The organism is Bacillus sp. AC266 (assembly GCF_979253805.1).
In genome coordinates this window covers 440,112-458,708 of sequence record NZ_CEEDEC010000002.1, presented here as the reverse complement: position 1 = coordinate 458,708, position 18,597 = coordinate 440,112, and the positions used below count along the sequence as shown (strand labels likewise).

Genomic DNA, 18,597 nt, shown 5'->3' with positions numbered 1-18,597 from the left:
ATCATTTCATTTGTGTATGTCTAATTTGTGAAACATTTCACAAATTAATATAATAAAAATGCACTGCTCTATATTAGCAGTGCATTTTTACTATGCTAGTGCTTGTGCCAAATCTTCAATTAAATCTTCTCCATCTTCAATACCAACAGAGATTCGAATTAATGTATCTGTAATTCCTAATTCTTTACGGCGATCTGCTGGGATTGATGCATGTGTCATTTGTGATGGAATGGAAATTAAACTTTCTACTGCTCCTAAGCTTTCAGCAAGTGTAAAGTACTGTAACTTCTCAAGTACTCTATTTAATGTTTCTTCACTATCTACATCGAATGAGATGATTGCACCAAATCCGTTCGCCTGTTCTTTTGCTAATTCATGATTTTGATGTGATTCAAGACCTGGATAATATACTTTATTTACTTTCGGATGGTTATTTAAAAACTCAGCAATTGCGCGTGAATTTATTTCATGCTCCTCCATACGAATTCCTAATGTTTTTAAACCACGAAGTAGTAAGAAGCTGTCTTGTGGTCCAAGAATACCTCCTGTTGAGTTTTGTACGAAATGAAGGTCTTCTGCTAGTTGCGGGCTATTTACAGCTACTAGGCCTGCAACTACATCACTATGCCCACCTAAATATTTCGTTGCACTATGAAGTACAATGTCTGCTCCTAAAGAAATTGGCGACTGCCAATATGGCGTCATGAATGTGTTATCAATAATTGTTAATAAATCGTTCTCTTTAGCAAGAGCGGATATTTTCTTAATATCAGTAATTTTCAGTAATGGATTCGTTGGTGTTTCCACATAAATCGCTTTCGTATTTGGGCGAATTGCTTCTACAACTTCCTCTAGGTTTGTTGTATCTACAAATGTATGCTCAATGCCGAAACGGTTTAGTACTTTTGTAATAACGCGATACGTACCGCCATAAACATCATCTGTTAAAATGACGTGATCTCCTTTTGAGAATAGCATAATAGTTGCTGTAATAGCTGCCATCCCTGAACCAAATGCAAATCCAGCATGACCATTTTCTAACACTGCAATCATTTCTTCTAAAGCTGAACGAGTTGGATTACCTGTTCGTGAATATTCATATCCTTGATGCTTACCAACTGCTTCTTGTTTGTACGTACTCGTTTGATATATCGGCACGTTTACAGATCCAGTTGAAGGTTCTCCTATGCGAATACCATGAATTAACTTTGTCTTTGCTCTCATTTTTTATTCCCATCCTTTGTATATGTCTTTACTTAAATAGCGCTCACTGCTATCCGGAAAAATCGTTACAATATTTGTACCTGGTGCTGCGTTTTCTGCCTCAAGTAAGCTTGCATGAAATGCCGCTCCTGAAGAGCTTCCAACGAGAAGGCCTTCCTTTTGCGCCAATTCTTTTACGCGTAAAAATGCATTTCGATCAGAAATCGTATGAATTTCATCAAAATAAGATGTTTTTAAAAATGGTGGAATGAATTCAAGACCAATACCTTCTGTTTCATGTGAACCAGCTTTACCGCCATTTAAAATAGATCCTTCTGGTTCTACAATAACCGTTTTAATATCAATATTTTTTTCTTTTAAATAAGACGCAGTTCCCATAAACGTACCGCCAGTTCCTGCCCCTGCAACAAATATATTAATCTCTCCATTCAGCGCATCCCAAAGTTCAGGACCTAGTGTTTTGAAATAAGCACGAGGGTTTGCTTCATTAGCAAACTGACTTGGAGAGTATGAATTTGGTATTTCCTTTACTAATTCTTTTGCCTTTGCAATTGCGCCGGTCATTCCTTGCTCAGTCGGTGTATGCACGACCGTTGCACCTAGCGCTTTCATTAATTCTTGTTTTTCAATACTAAATTTCTCTGGTACACAAACAATGACGCGTAAATCATGTTCTAACGCTGCAAGTGCCAGTCCAATGCCAGTATTCCCAGCCGTCGGTTCAATAATTGTTCCGCCCTCTGCAACAAGCCCTTTTTCTAGTGCATCTTCGATTAATTCTCTTCCTAAACGATCCTTAACGCTTCCGCCTGGGTTGTAAAATTCAAGCTTTGCAAATAAACGGACTCCTTTCGGAAGTGAAAAACGAGTAATTTCCACGATTGGTGTATGACCAATCAACTCATGAACTCCACGATATACATTCATCGTGTTCTCCCCCTTATTTGCCAATAAAGAAAAGGCAACTGTATGTATTTTCTTTATATGAGACAGTTGCCTTTTTGTTACATTACTTTAACTCTTCTAGTACTTTTACGATAAAGTTTGTAGAATGAAGAGCTGCTTGATCTAAAAATTGATCAAATGAAACATTTGATTCTTTACCAGCAATATCAGAAAGTGCACGAATAATAACAAACGGAACTTCATATTGGTGGCATACTTGCGCAACAGCTGCTGCTTCCATTTCTACTGCATAAAGATCTTCAAATTTATCACGAATTGCTGCAACGCGGTTCGGATCACTCATAAATGAATCACCTGTTGCAATCATACCTTTTACAACTTGAATATTTTCTTCTGCCTGCATACATTTCTCAGCTAATGCAACTAATGCCTCATCAGCTTTAAATCCAGGTGGCATTCCTGGCACTTGACCATATTCGTAGTTAAATGCTGTTACATCTACGTCATGGTGACGAACTTCTGTTGAAATAACTACATCACCAACATTTAGAGAGTGATGGAATCCACCAGCTGAACCAGTATTAATTACTTTTTCAGGCTTATATTTTTCTAATAAAATTGTCGTTGACATCGCTGCATTTACTTTACCAATACCAGACTTTAGCAAGATTACTTCATGTCCTGCCAATAGCCCTTTCGTAAATTCACAACCTGCAACAGTTTCTGTTTCTGCTTGTTCTAGTTTGTCACGTAAAATACGTACTTCTTCTTCCATTGCTCCAATTACAGCAATTCTCAATCTAATCCCTCTTTCTATTGCTTAGTTGCCTCCATTACCCAAACGAAATGATTTAATCTCGTAAACGTTACGTGGAAGCCATTGTTTTCAAAAATAGATTGCATGATCGGAATACGTGTATAGTATTCTGTTTGCAAATCATTTGCTAACTGATGAAAACCTCTTTGTTTTGCTACTTCGACAGTTTTATCATATGCATCTTGATCTGCAAATATCGTATCAGCAAACACTATTTTACCACCTTTGTTTAGCAATTGACTATACTTCGCAATTGCTACGTCTTTTTCTTCATCTATTAAATGATGAAATGCGTAAGTGCTCACAATAGTATCGATTGAATTTGGGACTTCAAATGAAAGAAAATCACCCTCTGTAATTGAAAACTCTTTTGGTAATTTCTCTTTTGCAATAGTACGCATTTCGCGTGACGGTTCTATACCGTAAACTGTGCGACCAGCAAGTAATAATTTATTTGTTAAATTGCCAGTACCAACACCGAATTCTAATACGTTGCCAAATGACTTGTTAACTACATCCTCTAAAATGTCCTCATAATGGGCGAAAACTTCTTTATATTGTATATCTTCGCCTTGTACAAATGAGTCGTACGTATGAGCCCATTCATCAAATAAACCATTAAATTCTGTTCCCATAAAAATTCCCCTTTTTCTTATCGGTTTTATCAGTATGATATTCTCTCTTTCTAAAAATGTCAATTGAAATGTACGTAGTATTTCCTTCTTTTCTTTGTTACACTATAGGTGATTATCATAGGAGAGGGGGCATCTTCGTGTCATTTACCTTTGAAATGTTAGAAGATAAAGTAGAATTTTTCGAGGCTGCAAACTTAGTTTCTCTAGAAAAAAAAATTAACGAACAAATCGATAATAATAAAGCACTTATGCTCGAAGTTCATCATATTTCTCACCAAATGATTATGGATCCTGAAAGCAAAAGACCTTATTATAGTGCGGTTGTTCATTTTAAATTAAAGAAATTACGCTAACTAAAAAAAGAGAGGCTCTTAAGAGCCTCTCTTTTTTTAGTTTAGAGTTTGAACGAGTACTGGTTTCCAGCCCTCATTGTCTACCCAATCAATATTTACATAATATTTTTTACCTGATTGTTTATCTTGTACGTTACCGTAAGCTTTATTCTTACCGTTATTTCCAATTCTATGGATAACTAATTGATTTACTGGAACGTCAATTGCAGCTGAAATCGCTTGATTCATCTCATTCCAATCTGCTGTACCTTTTTTAAACGTCATCGCAGGTGTTGCACCTTGCTCTGTACCTACTGGCTTCCAAGAAGATTTCGTATAAGCATCTGTTGCCTGTGACTGTGTTTTTTCAGCTGGTGCTTTCTCGTTAGCTTTCGCTTCTTCTTCAGCTTTTTTCTTTTCTTCCTCAGCCTTTTGCTTCTCTTCTTCTTCCTTCTTCTTAGCCTCTGTCTTATCTTGCTCGTTCTTCTTCGTCTCTTCTTTACCTTTTGCTTTCTCAGCTTTATTTTCTTTTGTTGTTTGCTGAGCTACCTTTTTATCATTAGAAGACGCTTGCTCTTTTGTGTCAGGAACAAACAATTGATATGCTACAATAGCTACTGCTACTAATACAATAGCGATTGCAATATTTAAAACACCGTTTTGACGACGTTTTTGTTGTTTCTGTTGGAATCTAGATCCTCCTGCCATTCTTCAAACCTCCATGCAGTTTTTCATACTTGCTATTGTAACATTAAATCTAGAAAGGTTGAACATTTACAATAATATTTTCACGAAATGAAAACATTTCATAAATAATTGCAAGATTACTTTTCAATTTCTAATTGATGAATTTCCTCTACCATTTCTGCAAAAACTGGTGTGACTACATTTTCATTACTATCTGTTTCTATATCAACTACAACTAAAGCATATCTTGGATTTTCATATGGAAAATAACCTGCAAACCAGCGATTCACCCTCTCTCCTTTTCCTGTTTGTGCCGTCCCAGATTTTCCAGCGACAGTTAGTGGCAACGAACGGAATGCGGTTCCCGTTCCTTTCTCCATCGTTACAACGCCTCTTAACAACTGTTGTAATTTTTTCATCGTTTCATAAGAAAGCTGTTTCCCATTTAATTTATGATTTTCAAATGTAAAAAAGGCGGTTCCATTTTTATACACTATTTTTTTAACGACTTTCACTTCCATCTTCTCTCCACCTCTAGCAATTGTCGCCATCATATTCGCTATAGCTAGAGGTGACACACGTACATCTTTTTGTCCGACCATCGTTTGAGCAACCGCTTTTCTACTATCTTTATTTTCTTCGCTTTCCCAAATAATAGCACTCTTTTCTTCTGGCAATTGCTCAAATTCTGGTGTATGAAATACCGAACCTTTCCAACCTACCTTCTCACGTGCTCCTAAGGCCTCTAAATACGTTTCTAATACTTCCCTATCCTTTTGTATTAGTTCACCACCTAATACGGCAAACGTTCGATTACAGCTTCTAGCAAAGCTTTCCTTAAAGTTTAATGACCCCATCATAACTTGTGGAAGATTTTCACCGTATAAATCCGTATTACAGTTAAATGTACGATTAAACCGCACCAAATTCTCATCAATTCCTGCTGCTGCAACTACTGTTTTAAAAACAGACCCCGGAAAATGAGGAGTTAACATTTGATTTTCAAGTGTAGCTTTATATATCCTCCTATCATTCATCTGTAAAGAAGGCCTACTTACCATTGCTACAACTTCACTATTCTTTATGTCTAGTAATACTAACCCACCTTTTTTTATTCCGTTTTCATCTATAATCTTCTCTGCTCGTCGTTGCAACGTTTTATGTATTGTTGTTTGAATAGTAACTGGATAAAATGGATTTCCTGGCGAAGTGTATTTCGCCTGCTTCCCAAAAATCGGTTCTCCTTGTCGATCCACTTGATATAGTACTTTCGCTTCTCCATCAGTCAGTAAAAATTCATCAAATGATTGTTGCAATCCAGAAATACCAATTGGCGTTTGTTTCGAAGTTTTTTTCATTTCTCCATAACGCTTTTGAAATTCCTGTTCATTCTCTCCCACATCACCAATTAAATGATCTGCCTCTCCCATTTGCTTCAGTCGAACTTCTGCTGCTACAATACCTAAAATATCTAATTGATTTACCTTCTTCATCTGCTCGAGCGTTAATTGAAATGGGGTATTCTCCCTTCGTAATATAAATGCTTGATTCTTATTTTTCATTTGCAGTCTTATCTCTTGTCTCGACACACCAATGATATGCGCAATTTTCTCTAACATGTCATTTTTTATTTGTAAAAATGGAAAAACAATTAAGACTGGATATTTCTCTTCACCAATTTCCTTACCATTTCGATCTGTAAAATGCCCTCTTCCATTATCTACTGTAAGTGATTGTGTTCGTTGCGTAACACTTTTTTCAATCAGATTGATATTTCGGTCAGTAAATGATTCCGTATCTATAATCTGTATTTGGATTAAACGACAAAGTAATAAAAAAATCACACCCATAAAACAAATTAAAACAATTATAATTCTCCGTTTCATTTTCATAAAAAACACCTCGTCTATTGTAGTTTAGACGAGGTGTTTCACCTTTTATACAAATAAAAAATCACTCGTTTTTACACGAGTGATTTTTTACGTTATTTTACAGAGATAATCTCTACTTGCATTTCTCCACCTGGTGTTTGGATTGCTACCTTCTCACCAATTTGCTTACCTAATAAGCTTTTTGCGATTGGAGAATCGTTAGAAATTCTTCCTTCAAATGGATCGGCTTCTGCGCTACCTACGATTATGTATGCTTCTTCGTCTCCACCTGGTAACTCTTTAAATGTTACTGTTTTACCTAATGTTACAACTGTAGACTCTTCACCATTGTCTTCAATGATAACCGCATTACGAATCATGTTTTCAAGTTGTGTAATACGTCCTTCTACGAATGCTTGCTCATCTTTCGCTGCATCATACTCAGAGTTCTCTGAAAGATCTCCGAAGCTACGTGCGATCTTAATACGCTCTACAACTTCTTTACGTCTTACTGTTTTTAATTGTTCAACTTCGTTCTCTAGTTTTTGCTTACCCTCTTGCGTCATAGGGTATGTTTTTTCTGTTGCCATGTTTTCCACTCCTTTTATATACCAATCCCCCGAAAAAAAGAGGAGTTCCATATGAAAACTCCTCCGCTTATATAGCGGAGGTTTCTAGCACACGTAGCACTAGTGGAGTTGTCACATACAACCCCTTATTCTCCAATTCTTCCTTATATAAAGAAGGTATGTATGGAAAGTTGATATAAATATGCCCTCACCTATTGGTAGGTGAGGTTTCATGTTTCATTGTATTCGATAAGAAGGGAAAAAATCCCTTCCTATCGTATATCTTTTACTATGCTATTACAAATTTACTTTTTGTTCAAGAATTGTTGCAATTTTTGTAACCATAATATCAATTGCAACATGGTTTTGTCCACCTTCAGGGATAATAATATCCGCGAATTTCTTAGAAGGCTCAATAAATTGATTATGCATTGGACGTACAACGTTTACGTATTGGTCGATAACTGAATCCATTGTACGACCGCGCTCTTCAATATCGCGCTGCATGCGGCGTAAAATACGAAGGTCTGCATCTGTATCAACGAACACCTTAATATCCATTAACTCACAAAGACGTGGGTCTTCTAAAATAAGAATTCCTTCTAAAATGATTACATCTTTCGGCTCAACTGGAATAATTTTTTCTGAACGCGTATGCAATGTATAGTCATATATAGGCTTTTCCACTTGCTCATATGCAAGCAACTGCTGCAAATGGTCAATTAACAAATCATTATCAAACGCTAACGGATGATCGTAATTTGTTTTTAAACGTTCTTCCATTGGTAAATGGCTTTGATCTTTGTAATAATAATCTTGCTCCAAGATTAAAATGGAATGACCTTTAAAATGGTCAAAAATCGCTTTCGTTACACTTGTTTTTCCTGATCCTGAACCACCAGCGATTCCAATTACAACAGGCTTATTCGTCCCCATTCGACTACCACTCTTTCTTATTGAAGTATGTTTTTGCGCATCATATTATTCACATACACTGGTTGATCCACTTTGAATTTCACGATTTGCAACGGATGTCTCGCTGCATCTAATTCGTTTCCATCCTCATCCCAAATTTTCTCCACCGTCTGCGTAAAGTTTTCTATTTCTGGCCCAAAGAACTCCACTTCATGTCCTGGTTTGAAGTGATTACGTTGCTCAAGCGTTACGATGCCCGTTTCTTCATTATAATCTAACACTAAACCAGCAAAATCATACGTTGTTTTCTTACTATGATTTCCAAACATTTGCTCTTGATGTCCTGGAACCCCTTCAAAGAATGCAGGAGCTGTATCACGATTTGCACATTTATCAAGTTCATCTAACCATTCTTGTTTAAACTCAAAGTTATCCGGATCCGCACAATACGCATCAATTACTTTACGATATACAGTTGCTACAGTCGCTACGTAATGGATAGATTTCATACGTCCTTCAACTTTTAAGCTATCAATTCCAATTTCAATCATTTTCGGAATTGATAAGATTAAATTTAAATCTTTTGGGCTCATCGCAAAGTGAGCATCTTCTTCTTGGAATAGAGGAAGCTCTTTTGCATCTTTATGTTGTGATACCGTTTGAACTAAATCATAATCCCAGCGGCAAGATTGACAACAACCACCACGGTTAGAGTCACGCGCTGTCATATGGTTACTTAATGTACATCTCCCTGAATACGCGATACACATTGCACCATGGACGAATGCTTCAATTTCAACATCAACTTTTTCTTTAATTTCTTTCATTTCTTCATAGCTTGCTTCACGAGCTAATACAAGACGATGTAAACCTTCTTCTTTCCAATACTGTGCTGCTTTCCAGTTGGATAGTGATTGTTGTGTACTTAAATGCACCTCAACAGAAGGCGCCACACGTTTACATGTCTCAATAATAAGCGGATCGGCAACGATAATTCCCGTTACGCCAGCTTTTTCAATCCCTTTTAAATATTCCTCTAGCCCATCCATATTTTCATTATGTGCAAAAATATTTGTTGTTACGTATATTTTTGCTCCATATTTCTTTGCAAATTCAACGCCTTCTGCCATGTCTTCCAGCGTAAAGTTACCTGCATTAGAACGAAGACCAAATTCTTGTCCACCTAAATATACAGCATCTGCCCCATAATGGATAGCTACTTTTAATTTTTCTAAGTTACCCGCAGGGATTAACAGTTCAGGTTTTTTCACAATAACGCGTTTGCCATCGATCACTCGTGAAATTTCTTGTACAGCCATTTCCTACACCCTCCTCGTTTAGTAAACCGTTTCTTTAAAGAAGAATCCTGTATCTAATGGACGATTTACCGGTTGTATTTCTTCTATCTCTTTAAATAAATCATCTTTCACGTCATAATACGCATCACGATCTTCTACACATAAATCAATCGCCTTACGATATTTCTTCGTTACCTCAATAATGTACTCAGAACTTTTTAGGACACCATCAATTTTTAAGCTATCGACTTCAGCATCGATTAGTTCCTCTAACTCATCGATGAAACAAATATCATTCGGACTCATAATGTGAGTACCATTTTCATCTTCATAAATTGGATATTTGTTATTACGTTCCGGGTCGTATAAGAACATATTCTCTTCATACTTTTTCTTTTCGATGTCGAGATTACGCCCTTGATACTCAAAGTAGTTTCCTACTAGTGAACGCTTCGATTGGAACATGCAAGTCATACCGTGAATTTGTACCTCAAGTTCCACTTCAGCATTTTCTTTTAATTCAGCAATTTCATCTAAGCTAAGCTCACGAGCTAATACAGCGCGTTTCGCTCCTCTTTGCCCCCAATAGTTACAAGTAAACCAGTTTGTTGCTGTCGTTTCTGTATTCCAGTGAAGTTGCATATTTGGTGCAACTTCACGAACAGCCATTAATACCGCTGGATCTCCGAAAACAATCGCATCTACATTTACCTCATTTAAAAAGGCAACATAGTCCGTTAATTCTTCTACTTTATCATTGTGGAACATTGCATTCATTGCAACGTATACTTTCACACCATTTTCATGCGCAATGTTTACAGCTTGTTTCACATCTTCACGTGAAAACTCTCCTGCCAAACGTAAACCAAACTTTTGTTCACCAACCATTACTGCATCTGCCCCTGCTTTCGCAAGAGGTTCAATATCCGCCACCGCTCTAGGCGTTACTAACAATTCAGGTTTCTTCATACTTTTGTCACCCTCTCTTTTTACTTACAGCCACTCCATCGCCAATCGGGAAAATCGTTGTATCATATCCTTCATGATTCATAAGCCATTCATTGTACGTCTTAATACGACGAATCAAACCACGGGTACGTCTATTTTCAATTTTCTCTTTTGTCGTCACAAGACCATGGTACATAACGTTATCTGAAATAATAACGCCACCAGGATTTAATAACGGTTCGTATAAGTCAAAAAAGCGACGATACTGCCCTTTCGCTGCATCAATAAAAATAACATCAAATGTTCCATGTTCTTTCACTTGTTCGCCCGTTTCTAAAGCATCACCGTAAATAACAGAAATACGGTCTGTTACCGAGGAACATTCTATATATTCAAGTGCCTTTTCATATCGTTCACGATTGCGCTCTACTGTCACAATGCGAGAGTTCGGAATAGCTTGCATCATACGAATACTAGAATAACCGATTGCTGTTCCAAGTTCTAAAATACTTTCCGGTCCAATTAAACGTAAAAATTGCAGCATAAATTCCATTCCAAGTCGATCCATAATCGGCACATGGTTTTCAGTTGCATACTCTTCCATTTCAAGAATTAATTTATCTTTTGGATCAATAAATGATAATAGGTACTCGTTAACTGCATCCTCCATAATTGGTCCTCCTTATTTACATGGAGAAGTGCCTCTATGACGCGTCAACCTTTGTCTTTTCACACATAGAATGCAATAAAAATACAAGCCAGTTTCACCCTTAGCTTGTACGTCCCGTTTTGATATTAAAAACGATTCTTCTGCCAGTTTTTAACCCGATATATTTTACCACAAAAAAGAGGGATATGCGACCCTTTTCGCTATCCCTCCCCATTTCACTGTTTTTTCGTAATGTATTTTTGCTTTAATGCATTATGTTCTTCTAATGTTTTCGCATAATACACTTCACCACTTGGTGCAGCTAAGAAATAATAATAATCTGTTTGCGCAGGATCTAACGCTGCTTCCACTGAATGTTTACCAGAGTTTGCAATCGGTCCAACCGGCAACCCTTTCACAACATACGTATTGTACGGTGAGTTTACTTTCAAGTCTTCGTATAATACACGTTGTTTATGCTTTCCAAGCGCGTATAATACCGTCGGATCCGTTTGAAGCGGCATGCCTTTCGCTAGACGATTATAGAAAACACTAGAGATTTTTTGGCGATCAGTAAAGCCAGTAGCCTCTTCTTCAATAAGTGAAGACAACGTGAGAAGTTGATGAACATCCCAGTTCTTCGCTTTCATTTTCGCCTCATTTTGAACAATAATTGCATTTGTTTTCTCAAGCATCGGGATTACAATTTCTTCTAATTTCGTATCCTTTTTATAGAAAGAATACGTTGCTGGATATAAGTATCCTTCTAGTGGATATTTAATGTTGCTATCAAAAATTTTATCTGTTAATAGCTTCGGATACTTTTGCTGCATTTTTTGAATAAATGCTTTATCGTTTAATTGACGCACAACATCATCTTTATTCCACTTTAATTCTGCCGCAATCACTTCAGCAATTTCAGTTACTTGCGCCCCTTCTTTAATCGTCACTTTATAAAGAGCCGGACGATGTACGTTGCCAGATGACATTTGTTCAATGACATCGTTAGCACTCATCGAAGGATTTAATAAATATGTACCTGCTTGTAAGCTTTTCGACTTAAATTTCGTATAAAAACTAAAAACTGTACTGCTTTTCACAGCACCTTTTTCTTCTAAAATCTCACCGATTTTACTTGTAGATGACCCCTTTGGAATCTCTACCTCAATCTCTTTTTTATTTCCACTATCAACTGGTCCTAATGCAGATGAAATATACGCATAGACTGATCCACAAACTAAAAGCAGTGCGATAATCGAAATTAAAAAAATACGTCTACGCTTCTTCTTCACTTGATTCTCTACCAAAATTCTTCCTCCTTATTCAATTGTAGACCGTATACACTTCCTCTATACAATGCCCTACAAACATAAAGCAAAACCAATCATTTCTAAATAATCGGTGACAGCTACTTATTTAAAGCCTTTTTTCATACAACCCGTCTTATTATACTATAAACAATTACGTAGTTTCGACAAAAAATCTGTCATGTTGCATATGAATACAAAAAAGGCGAACTGTGTACACAGTTCGCCTTTTTATCCATTACTATTCTTCTTCTTGCTCATCAGCAAGAGTGTTAAACATTTCTTGTACCATTTCCCACTCTTCTTCAGATTCAATTGAAAGTAATGTTCCACCCTCTTCTTCACTTTGCTCATATGCCATTGCATCGAAGATTTGGTCTCCATCTTCGTCTACTTCACCGATTGGAGAGAAGACTACGTAAGATTTTTTGCCGAATTTTTCAGCATCAAAAGTGAAAATAATTTCACATAAATGTTCGTTTCCTTTTTCGTCTACAATTGTAATTTGATTTTCTTCCATTTTGGTCACCTCTTATTTACTATCTAAAAATCCTTGTAAGATCACGACTGCAGCCATCTTATCGATTACCTGTTTTCGCTTCTTACGGCTCACATCAGCTGAAATGAGCAGACGTTCCGCTGCCATCGTCGACAAACGCTCGTCCCACATTACAACTTCTAATTGTAACAGATTTCGCAGGTTTTCTGCAAATTGCTGGCACGCTTCACCACGAGGGCCGATTGTACCATTCATATTTTTAGGTAAACCTACTACTATTTTGTCCACATTGTACTGTTTTACCAACTCAGAAATACGGTCAAAACCAAAGTGGCCTCGTTCTTCGTTAATCCTGATTGTTTCCAGCCCTTGTGCTGTCCAGCCCATTTCATCGCTCATTGCAACACCGACTGTTTTAGTACCAACATCTAAACCTAATATCCGCATAAACTACTCCTCACGATGATGTTTCAAGTAAGACTTCACAAGCTCTTCAATTATCTCATCACGTTCAAGCTTGCGAACGATGCTTCGTGCATCTTTATGGCGAGGTATGTATGCTGGATCTCCACTTAATAAATAACCGACGATTTGGTTAATCGGATTATAACCTTTTTCTTGAAGTGCATCATACACAGTTAAAAGTACATCATTTACATGGACACTCTGTTTTTCATCTTGAATGCTAAACTTCATTGTCTTATCAAAACCGTCCATTTCAAGCACCTCACTTGTAAGTAGTAAGTATAGGGAGAAGAACTTCTCCTCTCCCTACCATTGTACACTACTATCTCTTTATTTTGAAACAGATTTAACGTACTCTTGTACAAACGCTAAAGCTTCCTCTACTTGCGCTGGGTTTTTACCGCCTGCTTGTGCCATATCAGGACGGCCACCACCGCCGCCTCCACAACGAGAAGCTACTTCTTTCACAAGTTTACCCGCATGGTAACCTTGACTAATTAAATCTTTCGTTACGCCAGCTAAAATGTTTACCTTATCGTCATTTACAGACGCTAATACAACAACTGCAGACTCTAATTTATTTTTAAGGTCATCCATCATTGTACGTAAGTTGTTCATATCTGCAACATTTACTTTCGCCGCTAATACGTTCACGCCATCAACTGTCATTACTGAATCAGTTAAGTTTCCAGCTTCGATATTGCTTAATTTCGCAGCAAGAGATTCGTTTTCTTTTTGAAGTTGTTTTACTTCAGTAAATAAACCATCAACTCTTGTTAAAATATCTTTTGGATTTGTTTTCATTTTTCCTGCTGCTTCTTTTAATAAACCTACTTGATCGTTCATTAATTCGTATGCAGACTTACCAGTTACCGCCTCAATACGACGAGTTCCTGCACCGATACCAGACTCAGCAACAATTTTGAAAATACCAATAGAAGCTGTGTTATCAACGTGACAACCACCGCAAAGCTCTAAGCTGTAATCGCCTACTTGCACAACGCGTACAACATCGCCGTATTTTTCACCGAATAATGCCATTGCGCCCATTTCTTTCGCTTCTTCGATTGCTTTTTGAGAAATCGCAACATCAATACTTTCCCAAATTTTTTCGTTTACGATACGCTCAATTTTTTCTAATTCATCAGCTTGTACTTGACCGAAGTGAGAGAAGTCAAAACGTAAACGTTCAGATGTTACAAGAGAACCAGCTTGGTTAACATGCGTTCCAAGTATATCTTTTAATGCTTGGTGTAGTAAGTGAGTTGCTGTATGGTTTTTCACAACGCTACTACGGTTCTTTGTATCAATAACAGCTTTTACAGCCGCATCTTTCGTTAATGTACCTTCTTCCACAACTACTTTGTGTAAGTTTTGACCATTTGGTGCTTTTTGTACGTCTTTTACAACAACTTTCACGCCGTCAGCAAGAAGGTAACCACGGTCTGCAATTTGCCCACCGCTCTCAGCGTAGAATGGCGTTACATCAAGCATTAATTGTCCTTCTTCACCTGCTTGTAAGCTATCTGTATACTCACCATTTTTCACAAGTGCAACAACGTTACTTTCTGTTGCAACTGTACCGTAGCCAACGAATTCGCTCGCTACTTTAACTTCACCAAGTACACCGCCTTGAACTTGCATAGAATCAACGTCTTGACGAGCAGCACGTGCACGCTCACGTTGTTTCTCCATTTCATTTTCAAAGCCCGCTTGATCAACTGTCATACCAGCTTCTTCTGCATATTCTTCTGTTAATTCAATTGGGAAACCGTACGTGTCGTATAGGCGGAACGCATCTACGCCAGAAATAACAGTTGTTTTTTCTTCTTTCGCTTTTGCAATTACTTCAGCTAAAATTGATTCACCATCATGAAGTGTTTCATGGAAACGCTCTTCTTCATTCTTCACAACTTTTGCGATGAAATCTTTCTTTTCAAGTACTTCTGGATAGAAGTCTTTCATTACTTCTCCAACAACCGGTACTAATTCAAACATGAACGGACGGTTGATGTTTAATTTCTTAGAATAACGAACAGCACGGCGTAATAAACGACGTAATACATAACCACGGCCTTCGTTAGATGGAAGAGCACCGTCACCAACAGCGAATGTTACTGTACGGATATGGTCAGCAATTACTTTAAACGCCATATCTTTTTCTAAATCGCCATTACGATATTTCTCACCAGAAATTGATTCTGTTGCACCAATCATCGGCATGAATAGGTCTGTATCAAAGTTCGTAGGTACATCTTGAACGATAGATGTCATACGCTCTAGACCCATTCCTGTATCGATGTTTTTCTTAGGAAGTGGCGTATATGAACCGTCTGGATTATGGTTAAATTGAGAGAATACAAGGTTCCATACTTCTAAGTAACGCTCGTTTTCTCCGCCCGGATATAATTCTGGGTCACTAAAGTCATTACCGTAAGATTCACCGCGGTCATAGAAAATTTCTGTATTCGGTCCACTTGGCCCTTCACCGATATCCCAGAAGTTTTCTTCTAAACGGATGATGCGTTCTTTTGGAACACCCATTTTCTCATTCCAAATTGTGAATGCTTCTTCATCTTCCGGATGAATTGTAACAGATAGTAATTCTTTATCGAATCCGATCCATTTGTCGCTCGTTAGAAATTCCCAAGCCCAAGTAATTGCTTCTTCTTTGAAGTAATCACCGATTGAGAAGTTCCCTAACATTTCAAAGAATGTGTGGTGACGAGCCGTTTTCCCCACGTTTTCAATATCGTTTGTACGAATTGATTTTTGTGCATTTGTAATACGTGGATTTTGTGGGATTACACGACCATCAAAATATTTCTTTAATGTCGCTACACCACTATTAATCCATAACAGAGATGGATCTTCATGAGGAACTAGTGATGCACTTGGTTCTACTGCATGTCCTTTTTCTTGGAAAAAGTCTAAAAACATTTGACGAATTTGTGCGCCTGTTAGTTGTTTCATTGTATTTTCCTCCTTAAATATAAAAAACTCCCGCCCCTAATAAAAGGGACGAGAGTTAACTCGCGATACCACCCTAATTATGAATTGATTATTATAACAATCAATTCATCACCTCATGGTGCCGTAACGTGGCAAGACGGCAGTGATTAGCTGCTCTCAGGATTAGCTTTCTGTTACCCTTCATTTAAAGCTCCTTTCAGCCAGTGGAAGCTTCTCTCTACAAATGGACTGTAACGTACTTGTTCCGTCATTGATTTAATGTATTATATGACTAAATATAATAGAATTCTCTTAAGTTTGTCAATGTAGATAATCATTTATATTGTATCAATTGCTTATTAATCATAGTTATTCTACTATTCATTCTTAACAGCCTTTAAATATATTATGCATTTATTACTAAATAGGAATCTTCTCTCAAAAAATACTTTATGCAAATTTCTAAATATTACATTATTTGTTATAATTAAATTATTAACAATAAAGGAGCGATTACAATGACAACCTTATTGAATCAAGCTAAAGAAATGTTAACAACTGATGAAAAAATCCTTTTTTATGCAGCATGCTCATTAAATATATTTATATATCGTTCCGTCGCAAGACCAGGACTGTTAATTTTAACGAACAAACGGCTCTTCTTTTATGGACCAGATGTAAGTAAGAACCCAATATTTGAAGAGTACTCTTTTGCAAACATTTCTAATCTACAAGAGCAAAAGCGTCTTTTCAGCAATCAAATTATATTTATGTACGATAATGAATGGAAAAAAATAAAACATATTCAAACAAATGATGTAAGCTCTCTCGTTCAACCAATACACGAGCAACTCTCTAAATAATGATAGCCCTCTACTTTTATAAGTAGAGGGCTATCATATTACACATCTTCTTTTTTCCAAAGAGGTCTCACATGAACGACCACTGTCCGAATGACCGCTAAAATAGGAACCGATATTAGTAATCCTACAATCCCCGCAACTTCTCCCCCTACTAGTAATGCAAACATAATGATCACAGGATGCATACGAAGCGACTTACCAACGATGTAAGGCGATAAAATGTTACTTTCCAAAAATTGCAAAATAGCAATTGTAATCCCCGCCTTAATGAGTAAACTTGTTGATACCGTTGCCGCAATCATCAACGTGGGAATCGCCCCTAAAATAGGACCAAAGTACGGGATTATATCCGTTACCCCAATAATAATGCCGAGCAGCAATGGATATTTCATACCGATAAACCAAAAAGAAAGAACAGATACTCCCCCTAATACTAAGCAAACAAATAACTGCCCTCGAATATAACTTCCGAGTGATTTATCAATTTCTTTCGCAAGCATTTGCCCCGTACTACGCCACTTACTCGGGACTAATTTCCAAAATATATGATAAAACTCACCGTAATCTTTTAATATGTAAAATACAATGAACGGAATTAAGAAAATAATGAGTAACGAATCCAGTACACCACGAGCTGTGCTCATGACTTTATTTAAAAGCGCTTGAATCTTCGTTTCTACACCACCAAAAATTTGTTTCACCTTTTCATGAATAAATGATGGGAAATTCGCTGTTTGTTCTGTAACTCCATCCATCCAAGAATCGTACATTTTTGTAAACTGCGGAAATTGTTCATTAATTTCTTGTAACTGTTTAATAACAACTGGCGTTCCTTTATAAATTCCATAGCCAATTCCGCCAAAGAAAAGAATATAAATGAGCAAAATAGCAAGTGTGCGTGGCATTCCTTCCTTATGGATTTTTTCAATTAAAGGGTGTAATAAATAAGCAATAAAACAAGCAATAAAGAACGGTGTGATCGCCACTTTAAATACAAAAATAATCGGTGCCCATAGTGGCTTGATTTTTAAAAAGACGAGCAAACAAAGAAAAACGAGTAACAATAATCCTAAACGATATATCCAAATGATTTTAAGATTCTTCACACGAAAAACCTCCTCCATCTTTATTTTGAAAATAAATAGGTTAGGTTATGTGCAAAAGTTTTAAAATCTTTTTATACAGACCATACTGTTTTTTAAAGACGTACATATATTTAACATAATAAGGACAACCACCCCTGAAAATACAGAATGTCAAAATATAATCAGGAGGGCTCATAATGATCTTATTTATGCTTGCATTATCCGCACTTTTTATGCTTCTTGAATGGATTTGTATCGGGTTTGGTATTTGGAAAGGCTTCTTTATTCGTTCCTCACGAAAGGAAAGAGCTAAGCACTTATGGCATTATGGAATGCTTGGCGTTGGATGCTACGGTTTATCTTATCTCTTCTCTGAAATCGGACTTTTATATTTGCATACAAGCGCATAAAAAAACTCCCTTATCATAAAGGGAGTTTTTTACGCCTTATAAATAAGACTTAATCATCTTACGTGCTTTTTTCACATTGCGTTTTGAGAATACATCTTGTTTGCGAGCATATTGATACGCTGCAGCTCCAACACCTAATGCGATTAATGAATTGCGTAGATTCAA

Annotated in this window: 21 protein-coding genes and 1 other annotated feature; of the genes, 3 read left to right on the top strand and 18 right to left on the bottom strand. The window is 36.9% G+C overall.

Annotated features, from left to right (window positions below; all coding sequences use genetic code 11):
• Positions 1 to 90: 90 nt before the first annotated feature.
• The 4 genes from AC0IXC_RS09850 to AC0IXC_RS09835 form a co-directional block, all read right to left on the bottom strand.
• Positions 91 to 1,224 (bottom strand): bifunctional cystathionine gamma-lyase/homocysteine desulfhydrase, encoded by a 1,134-nt coding sequence (locus AC0IXC_RS09850; protein ID WP_002034121.1) that lies wholly within the window; start codon positions 1,222 to 1,224, stop codon positions 91 to 93.
• A 3-nt stretch (positions 1,225 to 1,227) separates the two neighbouring features.
• Complete coding sequence (locus tag AC0IXC_RS09845; RefSeq protein WP_002034120.1) at positions 1,228 to 2,151, bottom strand: O-acetylserine dependent cystathionine beta-synthase; 924 nt, start codon at positions 2,149 to 2,151, stop codon at positions 1,228 to 1,230.
• An 82-nt stretch (positions 2,152 to 2,233) separates the two neighbouring features.
• Positions 2,234 to 2,929, bottom strand: coding sequence for a 5'-methylthioadenosine/S-adenosylhomocysteine nucleosidase (mtnN, locus tag AC0IXC_RS09840; RefSeq protein WP_002015266.1), 696 nt, complete (start codon positions 2,927 to 2,929; stop codon positions 2,234 to 2,236).
• A gap of 14 nt (positions 2,930 to 2,943) precedes the next feature.
• Complete coding sequence (locus AC0IXC_RS09835; protein ID WP_002015267.1) at positions 2,944 to 3,582, bottom strand: class I SAM-dependent DNA methyltransferase; 639 nt, start codon at positions 3,580 to 3,582, stop codon at positions 2,944 to 2,946.
• 137 nt (positions 3,583 to 3,719) lie between these two features.
• Here AC0IXC_RS09835 and AC0IXC_RS09830 point away from each other — a divergent pair, with 137 nt between their 5' ends.
• Positions 3,720 to 3,935 (top strand): YrzA family protein, encoded by a 216-nt coding sequence (locus tag AC0IXC_RS09830; RefSeq protein ID WP_002015268.1) that lies wholly within the window; start codon positions 3,720 to 3,722, stop codon positions 3,933 to 3,935.
• A gap of 36 nt (positions 3,936 to 3,971) precedes the next feature.
• Here AC0IXC_RS09830 and AC0IXC_RS09825 read toward each other — a convergent pair whose 3' ends face one another.
• The 12 genes from AC0IXC_RS09825 to alaS all read right to left on the bottom strand — a co-directional run bounded on the left by AC0IXC_RS09825 (position 3,972) and on the right by alaS (position 16,095).
• Positions 3,972 to 4,622: a YrrS family protein gene (locus tag AC0IXC_RS09825; protein ID WP_002034119.1), complete on the bottom strand. Its 651-nt coding sequence runs from the start codon at positions 4,620 to 4,622 to the stop codon at positions 3,972 to 3,974.
• A gap of 116 nt (positions 4,623 to 4,738) precedes the next feature.
• Positions 4,739 to 6,493, bottom strand: a complete 1,755-nt coding sequence (locus AC0IXC_RS09820; protein ID WP_215590203.1) for a peptidoglycan D,D-transpeptidase FtsI family protein — start codon at positions 6,491 to 6,493, stop codon at positions 4,739 to 4,741.
• Between the two features lie 92 nt (positions 6,494 to 6,585).
• Positions 6,586 to 7,062, bottom strand: a complete 477-nt coding sequence (gene greA, locus AC0IXC_RS09815) for a transcription elongation factor GreA (protein WP_105584419.1) — start codon at positions 7,060 to 7,062, stop codon at positions 6,586 to 6,588.
• Positions 7,063 to 7,338: 276 nt separating this feature from the next.
• Complete coding sequence (gene udk / locus AC0IXC_RS09810) at positions 7,339 to 7,977, bottom strand: uridine kinase (protein WP_002015274.1); 639 nt, start codon at positions 7,975 to 7,977, stop codon at positions 7,339 to 7,341.
• A 17-nt stretch (positions 7,978 to 7,994) separates the two neighbouring features.
• On the bottom strand, positions 7,995 to 9,275 hold the full coding sequence (locus AC0IXC_RS09805; RefSeq protein WP_002143215.1) for a peptidase U32 family protein: 1,281 nt from the start codon (positions 9,273 to 9,275) through the stop codon (positions 7,995 to 7,997).
• A gap of 18 nt (positions 9,276 to 9,293) precedes the next feature.
• Positions 9,294 to 10,223, bottom strand: a complete 930-nt coding sequence (locus AC0IXC_RS09800) for a peptidase U32 family protein (RefSeq protein WP_002015276.1) — start codon at positions 10,221 to 10,223, stop codon at positions 9,294 to 9,296.
• Between the two features lie 7 nt (positions 10,224 to 10,230).
• Positions 10,231 to 10,872: an O-methyltransferase gene (locus AC0IXC_RS09795; protein ID WP_002034114.1), complete on the bottom strand. Its 642-nt coding sequence runs from the start codon at positions 10,870 to 10,872 to the stop codon at positions 10,231 to 10,233.
• A 215-nt stretch (positions 10,873 to 11,087) separates the two neighbouring features.
• Positions 11,088 to 12,158, bottom strand: a complete 1,071-nt coding sequence (gene mltG, locus AC0IXC_RS09790) for an endolytic transglycosylase MltG (RefSeq protein WP_002015278.1) — start codon at positions 12,156 to 12,158, stop codon at positions 11,088 to 11,090.
• 241 nt (positions 12,159 to 12,399) lie between these two features.
• Positions 12,400 to 12,678, bottom strand: coding sequence for a DUF1292 domain-containing protein (locus tag AC0IXC_RS09785; RefSeq protein ID WP_002034112.1), 279 nt, complete (start codon positions 12,676 to 12,678; stop codon positions 12,400 to 12,402).
• Between the two features lie 12 nt (positions 12,679 to 12,690).
• The gene (gene ruvX / locus AC0IXC_RS09780) at positions 12,691 to 13,104 is read right to left on the bottom strand and encodes a Holliday junction resolvase RuvX (protein WP_001221204.1); all 414 of its coding nucleotides are present in this window, start codon (positions 13,102 to 13,104) and stop codon (positions 12,691 to 12,693) included.
• Positions 13,105 to 13,107: 3 nt separating this feature from the next.
• Positions 13,108 to 13,374 (bottom strand): IreB family regulatory phosphoprotein, encoded by a 267-nt coding sequence (locus tag AC0IXC_RS09775; RefSeq protein ID WP_000348591.1) that lies wholly within the window; start codon positions 13,372 to 13,374, stop codon positions 13,108 to 13,110.
• 78 nt (positions 13,375 to 13,452) lie between these two features.
• Positions 13,453 to 16,095 (bottom strand): alanine--tRNA ligase, encoded by a 2,643-nt coding sequence (gene alaS / locus AC0IXC_RS09770; RefSeq protein WP_002034110.1) that lies wholly within the window; start codon positions 16,093 to 16,095, stop codon positions 13,453 to 13,455.
• Between the two features lie 41 nt (positions 16,096 to 16,136).
• Positions 16,137 to 16,355 (bottom strand) — a binding site (T-box leader).
• A 237-nt stretch (positions 16,356 to 16,592) separates the two neighbouring features.
• Between alaS and AC0IXC_RS09765 the strand changes: the two genes are divergently transcribed.
• Positions 16,593 to 16,937, top strand: coding sequence for a PH domain-containing protein (locus AC0IXC_RS09765; protein ID WP_471652853.1), 345 nt, complete (start codon positions 16,593 to 16,595; stop codon positions 16,935 to 16,937).
• 38 nt (positions 16,938 to 16,975) lie between these two features.
• Here AC0IXC_RS09765 and AC0IXC_RS09760 read toward each other — a convergent pair whose 3' ends face one another.
• The gene (locus AC0IXC_RS09760; RefSeq protein ID WP_002129216.1) at positions 16,976 to 18,043 is read right to left on the bottom strand and encodes an AI-2E family transporter; all 1,068 of its coding nucleotides are present in this window, start codon (positions 18,041 to 18,043) and stop codon (positions 16,976 to 16,978) included.
• A gap of 176 nt (positions 18,044 to 18,219) precedes the next feature.
• On the opposite strand from AC0IXC_RS09760, the gene AC0IXC_RS09755 reads away from it, so the two are divergent.
• The gene (locus AC0IXC_RS09755; protein WP_002015285.1) at positions 18,220 to 18,432 is read left to right on the top strand and encodes a hypothetical protein; all 213 of its coding nucleotides are present in this window, start codon (positions 18,220 to 18,222) and stop codon (positions 18,430 to 18,432) included.
• A 36-nt stretch (positions 18,433 to 18,468) separates the two neighbouring features.
• Here the strand turns inward: AC0IXC_RS09755 and AC0IXC_RS09750 are convergent, their stop codons facing one another.
• Entirely contained in the window at positions 18,469 to 18,597 is a 129-nt protein-coding gene (locus AC0IXC_RS09750; protein ID WP_002015286.1) for a YrzQ family protein, read from the bottom strand.